The organism is Achromobacter sp. 2789STDY5608615 (assembly GCF_001298995.1).
Classification (GTDB): Bacteria; Pseudomonadota; Gammaproteobacteria; order Burkholderiales; family Burkholderiaceae_B; genus Achromobacter; species Achromobacter insuavis.
In genome coordinates this window covers 41,613-53,791 of sequence record NZ_CYTY01000004.1, presented here as the reverse complement: position 1 = coordinate 53,791, position 12,179 = coordinate 41,613, and the positions used below count along the sequence as shown (strand labels likewise).

Here is a 12,179-nt window from a genome sequence, read left to right as displayed (position 1 = left end):
GGGGTGCGACGCGGCGCCTGCCGCACGGCCGGCGCCGCGTCTTGCTTCACACCGGCCATTCCCCCAACCGATACGCCGAATCCCAGAACATCCATTCCAACTGCGCCGCATGTGTATAGGCGCGGTGCATCTCATCCCGCGTCTGTGCCGACGCCTTGTCCGCCGCCTGGTCCACCGATGCGATCACTTCGCGCACCAGGGTGTGGAATTCTTCTCCGGCGTAGGTATCGATCCACGCGCCATAGGGATTGGGACGCGTCGCGCGCGAGTGGATGTCGCGCCCGATCTCGGCATAGATCCAGAAGCACGGCAGCAACGCCGCCAGCGCCACGGGATAAGGCGCGCTCCACGCGGTGGCGATGAGGAAGCTGGTGTAGTGATGGCTGGCCGGCGACAGCGGGGTGCTGGCGAACGTGTCGCCATCGATGCCGAACTGCTTCATGAAGCCTTCGTGCAGGCTGCGTTCGACCACCACGGCGTTCTTGGCGGCGTCGGCGAACTGCACCACGCCGTCGGCATGGTCGGCCTTGGCGGCGGCGACCGCCAGGGCGCGGCCGAAGGCCAGCAGGTAGTGGGCGTCCTGGATCATGTAGCGGCGGAACGCCTGTTCGCTGAGCTGGCCGCTGGCCAGTTCCTGGTTGAACGGCATGGTGCGCGTTTTTTCGTACAGCGCGGCGTTGCGCGCCCAGGCGTCGGTGCTGAAAGACATGGCAATCCTCAAGGCAGGGTCGAACGGTGCGCCAGGGCGCGCCGTGGTGGTGGACCCAAGGGTATCAAGACGGGCGCGCAGGCAAGCATGGCGCGGACTGGCAGCGCCCAGTGTATTCATTAATTGAGAATCATTGTTAATATGGCCGTCCTTTTTGCCTTGACGCGACGTTCGGCCCAATGCCCCGCCCCATTAACCCCCTGAAAGGTTGGCTCGCCTATTACGGCGAGCTGGTGGGTTCGTGGGCCAAGCGCAATTCGCGTCCTTGCGACGCGGAGGATGCGGCGCAGGATGTGATGGCGCATCTGTTGAGCGATGGCAACGTGGCGGCGGTTGCACCCAAGTCCTATCTGTACCGGGCGACGCAGAATCGGCTGATCAGCGAGATCCGGCGGCAGGAACGCCACCCGCAGACTTCGCTGGAGATGCTGGCGGCCGAAGACCATCCGCTGCTGCACGATCCCGAAGCGGGCGTGCGCGCGCGGCAGTTGGCCGAGGCGCTGGAACAGGCATTGGCGAGCCTGCCGCTGAAGAAGCGGCAGGCCTATGTGTGGCACAGGCTGGAAGGCTATTCGCAGCCGGAAATCGCGCAGCGCATGGGCCTGGCGCTCAATACGGTTGAACGCTATATCATGGACGCCACCCGGGAAATGCGCGAACAGCTCGAACGTTTCTGCCCGGATTGACCCGCCGCGCGATGACTGACTCCCCCGACCCCGACACCCTGCGTGACCCGCGCGATGCCGCCGCGTACTGGTTCGCGCGCGTCCGTTCGGGGCGGATGGATGCCGCGCAGCAACAGCGCTTCGACGCCTGGCGGCAGGCGGACCCGGCGCATGAGCGGGAATACCAACGGGCCTGCGGCCTCTGGAATGGGTTTGCGTTGGTGGATCCGGCCAGGTTGCGGGCGCTGGCGGCCGAACCGGCGCCGCGCTCCGGGCGGGGTTCCCGCTCGCGCAAGCCTTTGGGGGTTGGCCTGGGACTGGCGTGTGCCGTGGTCGTTGCCGGCGTGGCGCTGCCGCAGTGGTTCATGGGAACGCCGGCGTTCAGCCAGCAGTACGCAACGCAACCGGGTCAGCGTATGCAGGCATCGCTGCCGGACGCCTCCGTGGTGGACCTGAACACCGCGACGCGATTGTCGGTGCGCCTGTTCGAGGATCGCCGCGTTGTCGAACTCCAGGCGGGCGAGGCCACTTTCACGGTGACGCCGGATCCGCAGCGGCCTTTCTACGTGGAGACGGGCGCGACCACCGTCCGCGTCACGGGCACGCGCTTCAATGTGCGCCGCGATGGCGAACAGGTGCGGGTGGCGGTGGATTCGGGCACCGTGGCCGTGCAATCCGGCCACTGGTGGAATCGCAGCCAGGTGTTGCTGACTGGCGGCCAGGGCACGCGCACGCTGGCGCAGGGCGGGTTGTCGCCGTCGGAAAAGGTGGCGGTGTCGGACTTGCTGGCCTGGCATGCGGGACGGGTGGTGTTCCGCGACCAGGCGTTGGCGGATGCCGTGGCCGAGATGAACCGCTATGGCCGCATGGACATGCGCGTCGCGGACGTGGCCGTCGGGCGCATCCATATTTCCGGGGTGTTCAGCGTGGACAACCCGCAAGCGTTTCTCGATCTCCTGCCCGCGATCGCACCGGTGCGGGTGCAGACCGCGGCCGATGGCGTCGCGACGATCCAGGCACGTTGATCTGGCTGGCACGACAGCTTGCGCCGCTGGTCGGTCCGGAAAATGCCGTCCGCGACGCGTTGCATTTAGTTTCAAATAATCGATGATTTTTCATCAGGGATTGGGCGCGCCACGGCGTCCTGGGGATAGGCGTGCCGATCAGCGCCGCTTCATATCGCCACGTTCGCGGGCTGCTCAGGCCCGCTGCTGCCGATCCCGGGAAAATCATCAGGAAAGCTCGTTCCGTGAACCGTTCAACCATTGGATTCCATTCATCGCCGCGCAGGCTGGCGTCTGCCCAAGGCCTGGGTGCGCTGGCTTTGTCGTTGCTGCTGGGGGTGGCGTTGTCGCCGACCGTCGCGCAGGCGCAGGAAGCGGCGCTGCAGCTCAACATGCCGGCGCAATCGCTGGAAAGCGCGCTGGTCGACCTGGCCACGCGGGCCTCGTGGGATCTGGCGTATTCGCCGGATGCCGTGCGTAATCTGCGTGCGCCGGCCGTGTCGGGCCGGCTGACGCCGGACGAGGCGTTGCGCGCCTTGCTGGCGGGCTCTGGCCTGGTGTTTGAAAGAACGGGCAACCGGGTTGCCCTGTCGCGCGGTGCCGGCGATGCCAGTGTGGTGATGCAGAGCATCACGGTCGTGGGCAAGGGTAATGAGTTCACGGAAGGCACCGGCTCGTACACTACCGGCGCGATGAACACGGCGACCAAGCTGCCGCTGACCATCCAGGAAACGCCGCAGTCCGTCAGCGTGGTGACACGCCAGAAGCTGGATGACTTCGCGATGCAGACCATCGATGACGTCGCCAACAGCACCACCGGCGTGACGGTGAACCACTGGAGCAATGATCGCTCGCGTTATTTTTCCCGGGGCTTCACGATCAATACATTCCTGCTGGACGGGATGCCGGTGACCTACGAGACGGACACGTCCACCTACAGCACCACGGCGATGTACGACCACGTGGAGGTGGTGCGAGGACCGACCGGCCTGATGACGGGCATGGGCGATCCATCGGGCGCCATCAACTTCGTGCGCAAGCAGCCGACCGACGTGGCGCAGTTCATCGCCACCGCGCGCGCGGGCAACTGGGATAATTTCTCGGGCGAATTCGATGCGAGCGGCCCGTTGAATGACAGCGGCTCGATCCGGGGGGCGCTTCGTCACGTCGCAGCAGTCGCGGCAGTATTTCACGGATGGCTACAGCAGCCGCAAGCACCTGTACTACGGCGTCGTCGATATCGATCTGACCTCGCGCACCACGCTGAGCCTGGGCGGCCATTCCAACACCGAGGACAATCCGGGGTCCGAATGGATGGGGGTTCCCACGGCCCCCGACGGTTCGCCGCTGGATATCCGGCGGTCACGGCGGTTTTCGCCATCATGGAGCTATTGGGACAAGAAGGAATCGAGCCTGTTCGCCGAGCTCAAGCACAAGTTCGACAGCGGCTGGGTGGCCAAGGCCGCCGCCCGCTCCGTCAATGCGTCGTCGGCGCTGGACGGCGCCTATTTCGTCAGTGGCAGCTATGATGCGCAGGGCAATATGCTTTACGACGTGATGGGCGGCCGCTATGACTACGATAAGAAGCAGCAGAGCTTCGACGTGTCGGCGCAAGGGCCGGTCAAGCTGTTCGGCCGTTTCCACGACATTGCGTTCGGGGCGAGCTACCGCAAGGATACGTGGCGCGACGATGGCTACAGCTACCTGGATTCGCCGACCGGCTATTACATGCTGGGCGGCGTCAATCCGTACACGTGGGACCCGGATTCGATTCGCCGTTCCGACTTCGTGAAGGACACGCTCTGGAGCCGCGACCAGCGCTCGGCACTGACGTCGGCCTACGCCACCGGCCGTTTCCGCCTGGCGGACCCGCTCAGCATGATTCTGGGCGCGCGGCTGGATTGGTTCGACTTCGACAACAAGCAGTATCAAGGCGCATGGAGCAGTCATCGCAAGTTCAGCGAAGACAAGCACTTCACGCCGTATGCCGCGCTGACCTATGATCTGAACGACAACCACTCGGTCTACGCCAGCTATTCCAGCATCTTCAAACCGCAGTACTACCTGGACACGTCGGGTACGGTGCTCAAGCCGGTGGAGGGCACCAACTACGAAATCGGCCTGAAGGGCAGCTATCTGGACGAGCGTATCAACGCCGCCATCGCGGTGTTCTCGACGACGCAGTCCAACCTGCCGCAGGCGGTGACCGACATCTCGTCGTGCTTCGTCGCCACCAATTGCTATCGGGCGGTGGGCGAGGTCAAGAGCGAAGGCGTGGAGATCGACATCAATGGCGAGCTGCTGCCACGCCTGAACGTGGGCATCGGTTATTCCTACACGCGCGCCAAGGTGTCTTCGGGCGGCATCGATGGCGCCGCGGGCCAGCCCTATGCCAGCTATGTCCCGCAGCACCAGTTGAAAGTCGCCGCCATGTATCACCTGCCGGGGGCGTACGAGAAATGGCGTATCGGCGGCGCGGTGCGGGCACAGAGCAAGACCTCGACGCAATCGTTGACGAGCGCGGAGGGCTACGTGGTCAAGCAGTCGCCGTTCACGGTGGTGGATCTGGTGGCCGGCTACAAGGTGAACCGGCAGCTGGATATCCAGTTCAACGTCAACAACCTGTTCGACAAGCGCTATTTCGAGTCGATGCAGGGTAACAATGGAGGCAACTACTACGGTACGCCGCGTAGTTTCCTGCTGACGACACGCTATCAGTTCTAGCGGCATGGCTGGCTGCGCATCGCGACGGCGATGGCGCAGTCAGCCGTGGCGGCCTCATCGTCGGGGGGGAGTTCGTCCGACGGCGTTCGGGCGAGGGCTAGACGTCGTCGAAATAGAACGCCTTGTCGATCTTCGCTTCAAGCGCGAGATAGGTGGGCGATTCCTGCCAGTTCTGGGTGAAGCCGATCAGCAGCAGCGCGCCGACGACCGCGCCGATGGCGCCCATCCAGCCGAAGCCGAACGCCAGTATCAGCAGCGGCCCCGCGCAGACCAGTGGCAGCCACCATTGCAGCAGCAACTTCAGCAGCATGCCCAGGCAGAAATAACCGACGATCAGCGCCACGATGATGGCAATGACGATCAGGAATTCCATGACAGCTATGCCGCCAGGATGCGGGCTTTCTGCTCGGCGAATTCGGCGTCTGTCAGCACGCCGCGGTCGCGCAGGCTGGCCAGTCGCTCCAGTTTGGCGATGACGTCGTCATCCGGACCGGCGGCCTTGCCGGCGGCGGGTTGCCGCATGAAGCGGGATTTGCGCGCTTCGATGGCCTCCTGCACGCGGTTGGTGAATCGCATGACGGTTTTCTTCCAGACGTTGCGTATCTGGTAGCTACCGGCGCTGTCCTGGATGGAGATATTGCCGAACATGATGCCGGTTTCACCGGAAACGGCATTGACCTTGTCCAGGTCGATCGCGGTCTGGCGCAGGCCGTAGACCAGGCCTTTGTCGAGGAAGATGATGCGCCGGTCGGTCAGCGTGATGAGCCAGGTGTTGTTGTTCATCATGCCGCTGGTGAAGGCCAGCACCTCTTCGCCGTCGTGCAGCACGTGGGGCAGGTGGTTCAGTTCCTTCTTGGTGAAGAACTGGTCATCGCCCATCTCCTTGGCGATGGCGTTGTAGCGCGCCTTCAATTCCTCGGGCGGCGCGTTTTTATAGTCGAAGGCCATGCACTTCCTTGCATCCGGTTATGGCATCAGCAGCCAAAGCGCGCCTATCTTAAGCCACGGGTCGGGCAGGCGGAGGCGTGCTCGGAAAAAAACCTCCGGGCCGGCGGCCAGTCCGGAAGGCTCCCTGTCGATTGTCGAGATTCGAAGCGGCGCACGGCCAGCCGCGCGCGCCGCATTCGCGGCGGCGCAAGGCCTATTGCATGTACCACCCATGGCTGACCACGAACGACTGCCCCGTGAACGCCGCGCTGGGGAAGGTCGACAGGAACAGCGCCGTCTGCGCCACGTCGTCGACCGTGGTGAAAACGCCGTCGACGGTATCGCCCAGCATCACCTTCTTGACCACGTCTTCTTCGCTGATGCCCAGTTCCTTGGCCTGTTCGGGAATCTGCTTCTCAACCAGCGGGGTGCGCACGAAGCCGGGGCAGATGACGTGCGAACGCACGTTGTGCTTGGCGCCTTCCTTGGCCAGCACGCGCGCCAGGCCCAGCAGCGCGTGCTTGGCGGCGACGTAGGCGGACTTGAGTGGCGAGGCTTCGTGCGAGTGCACCGAGCCCATGTAGATCACGACGCCGCCGCGATCATCCTTGTACATGTGCTTGAGCGCGGCCTTGGTGGTGAGGAAGGCGCCATCGACATGGATGGCCTGCATTTTCTTCCAGTCGGCAAAGGCGAAGTTCTCGATGGGGTTGACGATCTGGATGCCGGCGTTCGAGATCAGGATGTCGATGCTGCCGTAGGCGGCGGCGACGCGGTCGATGCCCTGGTTGACGGCGTCTTCGTTGGTGACGTCCATGGCCACGCCCATGGCCTTGCCGCCGGCCTGTTCGATTTCGCGGGCGACGGCATCGGCGCCGGCCTGGTTCAGGTCGGCGATGGCGACCGCGGCGCCTGCGCGCGACAGGGTCAGCGCGATTTCCTTGCCGATGCCGCTGGCCGCGCCGGTGACGACGGCCACTTTTCCGTTCAGATTGCTCATGCTGGGGAACCTCCGGGTAAGGATGCCGCGGGCCGGGGTGCGCCCGCGGATGCGAGGGGCATGGCTTGATGGTAGCGCTCCAGGATGAGCGCAGCCTGAATGCCACAGCCAGGGTAACTTTCTATGTCATTTGCTTCCGCCGCATGTCAGGCCGAGGCGGGGGGCGCGCTCGCGGTTCTCGGGGCGGGCGCCATGGGCGGCAGGCCGCGCCAGGAACGGGGCCGGGCGGGCTTTGTTACCAAGCCCGCCCGCGCGCCGCATTCGGCCATTGCCGGTTGCGCCGGGCTGCGCGAGAATCCGCCGGATTCGGTCCCGCCCTGATTGTGGCGGGATCCTTGTTTCCTACAGAGCGAAGACTAGCGTGTCATCAGTCATGGACGGTCGGGCGGGCAAGCGGGTGGCGGCGGGTTGGGCGCGTGGCGTCGCGGCGGCCGTGTTGGGGGTGGCGGCGCTGTCGGCGCAGGCGGCCTATGTGGTGGTGGACACCGGCCATACGCCCAAGCAGCCGGGCGCCACGGGCGCCAGCGGCCGGGTGGAGTACCAGTACAACCTGGACCTGAGCGGCGCGGTGGCCACGGATCTGCTGGCGCTGGGCGACCGCGTGACGCGCGTGTCGGCCGATGGCGCCGAGATTGCGCTGGGCCGGCGCGCGCGGACGGCGCCGGACGCGGACTTCTTCATCTCGATCCACCACGATTCGATGCAGCAGAAGTACATCGATGCCGGCCGCCAGCGGGAGTTCGCGGGCTTCGCCATCTTTGTCTCGCAGCTCAATCCCCGCTACGAGGACAGCCTGCGGTGCGCCAAGGCCATCGGCGAGGCGCTGGTGGCGGCGGGCGAAAAGCCGTCGCTGTACCACGCCGAGCCCATCGCGGGCGAGAACCGGCCATTGCTCGATCGCCGCCTGGGCGTGCATCGCTACGATGGGCTGGCGGTGCTCAAGACCGCGGCCATGCCGGCGGTGCTGGTGGAGGCCGGCGTGATCGTGAATCCCGACGAAGAGGCGCGCCTGGCGCGGCCAGAGACCATTCAGCGCCTGGCGCGGGCGATCGCGGACGGCACGCACGCCTGCCAGCGGCGCTAGCGCGGCGTTGGGGGCCAGCGGGCGGAGGCGGGATGAAATCGCAAGGGATGGATAAAATCCGGCATTCGTATAGTGGGCCGCCGCGCCCGGACGACGCGGTTGCGCAGGGCGGGGGCGATCCCGGCCGTGGCGAGCGTTCCGAGAACAAGGACTGATGATGCTGAAAAGAAAACTGACGATGTTGGCCGCGTCCCTGGCGCTGTCGATGACCGGGCTGTCCGTCGCGGTGGCGCAGACGCAGGCGCCGGCGCAGCAGCAGGAGGAGCCCGAACGCTACGGCCCGTTCTTCTTCCTGCCCAGCCAGCCCAACCTGCTGGTCTACGTGGGCGCGGTGGGCGCCAACGACATGCTCAACCTGAAGAAGGCGCTGCGCGAGCACCCGACCATCTCCACCCTGATCCTGCAGAACAACGGCGGCGGCCTGGTCCACATCGGGCTGGTGGTGGCCGAAGAGGTCTACGAGCGGGGTCTGAACACCTATATCCCGAAGGACAGCTATTGCGCGTCGGCGTGTTCGTTCGTGTTCTTCGCCGGCCGCCAGCGCCTGGCGGAAGGCCGCCTGGGCGTGCACCAGATCTCGGCGCCCGAGATGACGGGCGAGCAGGCGCAGTTCGGCGTGTCGGACATTGTCGCGACCCTGCCGAAGTACGGCGTGTCGGCGGACGTGCTGGGGATCATGTTCAGCACGCCGTCCAAGGAGATGTATTTCTTCTCGCCGCAGGAGATCATCAGGTACGGCATCAACCGCACCGGCAACGTCAGGACGGCCAGCAATGACGTGCAGCCGGGCACCGGCCAGCGTGCGGCCCCCGCGCCCGCCGCGGCGCCGGCGCCGCAGGCGCAGTCGCCGGGGGATGCCAAGCTGCCGCCGCGCAAGCCGGCGTCGCCCGATGCTGCGCCGGCGCCGGCCGGCCCCGTGGCCAATCCGTACATGCCGAAGGAGACCGCGCCGGCGGCGATCACGGATGAGCAGAAGGCAATCAACGCCGCGGCCCTGATGATCCAGGCGGGCAGCGGCACCAATGAAGAGGCGCTGAAGTTCACGCGCGAGTTCTACGCCGATACGGTCGACTACTTCAAGAAGCAGCGGCCGAAATCCGAGATCCTGGCGGACAAGGAGGCGTACTTCGCGCGCTGGCCGGTGCGTCGTTTCGTGGTCGACCAGAATTCGCTGCGAGCCAAGTGCCAGGACCAGATGTGCATGGTCAAGGGCCTCTACGACTACAAGGTATCCAGCCCGGAGCGCGGCAAGACCGCGACCGGCACGTCGAATTTCACTTACGTCCTTGACCTGCGCAACCGCTACCGCATCGTCATGGAAGACAGCGAGGTCATCAGCCGCTGACGCAGCGGGCCGATGCCAGGGAGAACTGCAATGAGTTTGAGGAATCGCGCGGCGCGGCTGCTGTGCCTGGTGGGGTTGGGCGTGCTGGCCGCGCCGGCGTTGGCGATCAACTGCCAGAAGGCCAGCACGGTCCCCGAGAAGCTGATCTGTTCGGATCGCAAGGCGGTGGCCGCCGATGGCGAGCTGAACCGCGCCTATGCGGCGGTGCTGAAGCAGGCGCCCGACGAGGAGATCCACAAGATGCTGGTGGACAGCCAGCGGCGCTGGCTCAAGGCCCGCGACCAGGTGCTGGACGGGCTGACCGACGATTCCGACGCGTTGCAGGACGACAAGACGCCGGGGCAGCTGGCGGCCGACCTGATCCTGAACCGCATCGCCCAGCTCAAGGAGATCCGGAAGGGCGACAAGCTGCCCGCCATGATCGCCACGGCGCTGCGCCAGCGGGAGTTCAACAAGCAGTTCACCGGCGGCCCCTACGCCGGCTTTGATGTGTCCTGCGACCTGCTGCCGCGCGACTACAAGTACTACGGCTGCTTCGCGATCCGCCACTACCAGAACAACGATCGCCTCTGCAGCGCGGAGGAATACTGGGCCACCGGTTCGGTCTATGTGCAGCGCTATGTGGCCAAGGTGGTGGATAACAAGCCGGTGCCGGTGGCCTCGTGCTCATTCAATGGCGTCGACGCCAACTGCCCGGGCGGGATTTCGGATGACGCCCACTGGAACACCGGCCCCGAGGTGCACAAGGTGGACTATTCATCCACGCCGTTGCCCAAGGTGGATGGCGAAGTCCACGACGAGGATGACAACGACTGGCTCAAGGCCTGCCTGACCGATCCGTCTTTCCCGCTGTCCGACCCGAAGGGCGCCGGGCGCTAGTCGGGGCGCGCCGAGCCGAGCCGAGCCGTATCAGGCCGGGTCGTCGTCGGCGGCCCGGGCCAGGCGCTTGCGGTGGCGCCTGGCGTAGTCCTGCAACGCGTCGCGCAGCACCACCGCCTGGTTGTGCGCGGTATTGCGCGCGCCATACAGCAACGTCAACGGGCGCGCGCCGGCGGCTTCCAGCAACGCGGCCATGCGGGCCTGTTGCGCCGGGTCGGCCAGCTCGGCCAGGTATTTTTCCCGGAACGCATCCCAGCGTTCGTCCTGGTGACTGAACCATTTGCATAGTTCGGCGCTGGGGGCGATGTCCTTGGCCCATTCATCCAGCCCCAGGTCGGCGCGGCGCAGGCCGCGCGGCCACATGCGGTCCACCAGCGCCCGATAACTGCCGTCGGGGCCGAGGCCTTCATAGACACGCTGCACGGAGATGGCGGACGGTTTCATGGGAGAGCGGCTCCTGTGACGGACCGCCCCAGTCTACTCCCGCCCGGCATCCTACCGCCGCCGACCGGCGACTCCGGGACGCATTCCGGCGCGACGGGTCAGGCGGCGGCCTTGGCCGGCTCGGCCGCGCCGCTGGCGCGCAACAGCAGGAAACCCACCACCGCCGAGGCCAGCGAGCCGGTCAGGACGCCGATCTTGGTGGCGTCGACCGCCGCCGGGTCGGTGAAGGCCAGCGCGCCGATGAACAGGCTCATGGTGAAGCCGATGCCGCACAGCAGGGCCACGCCGTACAGCTGCGTGAAGCTGGCGTGGCGCGGCAGGCTGGCCACGCCGGTGCGGATGGCGAGCCAGGCGAAGCCGAACACGCCCAGCTGCTTGCCCAGGAACAGGCCCAGCGCCACGCCCAGCGGCACGGGCTGCGCCAGGCTCGACAGGCCCATGCCGGCGAACGACACGCCGGCGTTGGCGAAGCCGAACAGCGGCACGATCAGCAGCGCCACGGGCTTGTGCAGCGCATGTTCCAGCGCATGCAGCGGCGAATGCTCGCCCGCGCGGCCCTGGTTCTGGGGGCGCAGCGGAATGGTCAGCGCCAGCGCCACGCCCGCGAGCGTGGCATGCACGCCGGACTTCAGCACGAAGTACCACAGCACCGCGCCGATCAGCAGGTAGGGCGTCAGGCGCAGCACGCCGGCCCGGTTCAGGCAGAACAGGCAGGCCAGCAGCGCGCCGGCCATGGCCAGCGCGAACAGGTTCAGCTCAGAGGTATAGAACAGCGCAATGATGACGATGGCGCCCAGGTCGTCCAGGATCGCCAGCGCCGTCAGGAACACCTTCAGCGAGGTCGGCACGCGGCTGCCCAGCAGGGCCAGGATGCCCAGCGCGAAGGCGATGTCGGTGGCGGCGGGAATGGCCCAGCCGCGCAGGGTCTCGGGGCTGCCCAGGTTGAGCAGCACGTAGATCAGCGCCGGCATGGCCATGCCGCCCACGGCGGCGATGCCCGGCAGCACGATGCGGGCGACGCCGCGCAGCTGGCCGTCCAGCACCTCGCGCTTGATCTCCAGGCCGACCAGCAGGAAGAACACCGCCATCAGGCCGTCGTTGATCCAGTGCAGCACCGATTCCTTGAGCATCACCGGCCCGACCTGGAAGCCCAGCTTGGTGCCGAGGATGTTGAAATATCCGGCCGCCAGGGGACTATTGGCGACGATCAGGGCGACCACCGCCGCCAGCATGAGGACGTAGCCGCCGAGGGCTTCGGAACGCAGGAACGCCTGCAGGAAAGAGACGGGCCGGGACGGGGGCGAGGCCTGCAGGGTCAAGATTCACTCCTTGGGTGCTGCGTACAGCGTAAAACCTGAATTTTACCTGAATTAAGCATGCCCCGCCGGATGGAAGGCC

12 protein-coding genes and 1 pseudogene are annotated in these 12,179 nt (G+C 66.1%); 7 read left to right on the top strand and 6 right to left on the bottom strand.

The features are described from left to right. Positions 1-46 precede the first annotated feature (46 nt). Positions 47-709, bottom strand: coding sequence for a thiaminase II (gene tenA / locus AOZ49_RS04575; RefSeq protein WP_054474487.1), 663 nt, complete (start codon positions 707-709; stop codon positions 47-49). A 179-nt stretch (positions 710-888) separates the two neighbouring features. Between tenA and AOZ49_RS04570 the strand changes: the two genes are divergently transcribed. The 4 genes and pseudogenes from AOZ49_RS04570 to AOZ49_RS04560 all read left to right on the top strand — a co-directional run bounded on the left by AOZ49_RS04570 (position 889) and on the right by AOZ49_RS04560 (position 5,102). Beyond that, positions 889-1,395, top strand: coding sequence for an RNA polymerase sigma factor (locus AOZ49_RS04570; protein ID WP_054430737.1), 507 nt, complete (start codon positions 889-891; stop codon positions 1,393-1,395). An 11-nt stretch (positions 1,396-1,406) separates the two neighbouring features. Next, the gene (locus AOZ49_RS04565; protein ID WP_054474486.1) at positions 1,407-2,399 is read left to right on the top strand and encodes a FecR family protein; all 993 of its coding nucleotides are present in this window, start codon (positions 1,407-1,409) and stop codon (positions 2,397-2,399) included. Between the two features lie 371 nt (positions 2,400-2,770). Beyond that, positions 2,771-3,340 (top strand): annotated as a pseudogene (locus AOZ49_RS33325) (secretin and TonB N-terminal domain-containing protein); the annotation flags it as partial. Positions 3,341-3,509: 169 nt separating this feature from the next. Continuing rightward, the gene (locus tag AOZ49_RS04560; RefSeq protein ID WP_231690242.1) at positions 3,510-5,102 is read left to right on the top strand and encodes a TonB-dependent siderophore receptor; all 1,593 of its coding nucleotides are present in this window, start codon (positions 3,510-3,512) and stop codon (positions 5,100-5,102) included. Between the two features lie 97 nt (positions 5,103-5,199). On the opposite strand, the gene AOZ49_RS04555 is transcribed toward AOZ49_RS04560, so the two are convergent. The 3 genes from AOZ49_RS04555 to AOZ49_RS04545 all read right to left on the bottom strand — a co-directional run bounded on the left by AOZ49_RS04555 (position 5,200) and on the right by AOZ49_RS04545 (position 7,029). After that, entirely contained in the window at positions 5,200-5,475 is a 276-nt protein-coding gene (locus AOZ49_RS04555) for a hypothetical protein (RefSeq protein WP_054474485.1), read from the bottom strand. 5 nt (positions 5,476-5,480) lie between these two features. Next, positions 5,481-6,050 (bottom strand): PH domain-containing protein, encoded by a 570-nt coding sequence (locus AOZ49_RS04550; RefSeq protein ID WP_054430734.1) that lies wholly within the window; start codon positions 6,048-6,050, stop codon positions 5,481-5,483. Between the two features lie 193 nt (positions 6,051-6,243). After that, complete coding sequence (locus AOZ49_RS04545; protein ID WP_054430733.1) at positions 6,244-7,029, bottom strand: 3-hydroxybutyrate dehydrogenase; 786 nt, start codon at positions 7,027-7,029, stop codon at positions 6,244-6,246. A 373-nt stretch (positions 7,030-7,402) separates the two neighbouring features. Here AOZ49_RS04545 and AOZ49_RS04540 point away from each other — a divergent pair, with 373 nt between their 5' ends. The 3 genes from AOZ49_RS04540 (at position 7,403) to AOZ49_RS04530 (ending at position 10,337) form a co-directional block, all read left to right on the top strand. After that, positions 7,403-8,113 (top strand): N-acetylmuramoyl-L-alanine amidase family protein, encoded by a 711-nt coding sequence (locus tag AOZ49_RS04540; RefSeq protein ID WP_082380319.1) that lies wholly within the window; start codon positions 7,403-7,405, stop codon positions 8,111-8,113. Between the two features lie 178 nt (positions 8,114-8,291). Beyond that, positions 8,292-9,458 carry a COG3904 family protein gene (locus tag AOZ49_RS04535; RefSeq protein ID WP_054430732.1) on the top strand — a complete coding sequence of 389 codons (1,167 nt, stop codon included), beginning with the start codon at positions 8,292-8,294 and terminating at the stop codon, positions 9,456-9,458. A 30-nt stretch (positions 9,459-9,488) separates the two neighbouring features. After that, positions 9,489-10,337: a lysozyme inhibitor LprI family protein gene (locus AOZ49_RS04530; RefSeq protein ID WP_054474484.1), complete on the top strand. Its 849-nt coding sequence runs from the start codon at positions 9,489-9,491 to the stop codon at positions 10,335-10,337. 30 nt (positions 10,338-10,367) lie between these two features. Here AOZ49_RS04530 and AOZ49_RS04525 read toward each other — a convergent pair whose 3' ends face one another. Together AOZ49_RS04525 and nhaA are read right to left on the bottom strand one after the other, a co-directional pair. Next, positions 10,368-10,781 (bottom strand): DUF488 domain-containing protein, encoded by a 414-nt coding sequence (locus AOZ49_RS04525; protein WP_054474483.1) that lies wholly within the window; start codon positions 10,779-10,781, stop codon positions 10,368-10,370. A 98-nt stretch (positions 10,782-10,879) separates the two neighbouring features. Then, complete coding sequence (nhaA, locus tag AOZ49_RS04520; protein ID WP_054474482.1) at positions 10,880-12,100, bottom strand: Na+/H+ antiporter NhaA; 1,221 nt, start codon at positions 12,098-12,100, stop codon at positions 10,880-10,882. Between the last annotated feature and the right edge of the window lie 79 nt (positions 12,101-12,179).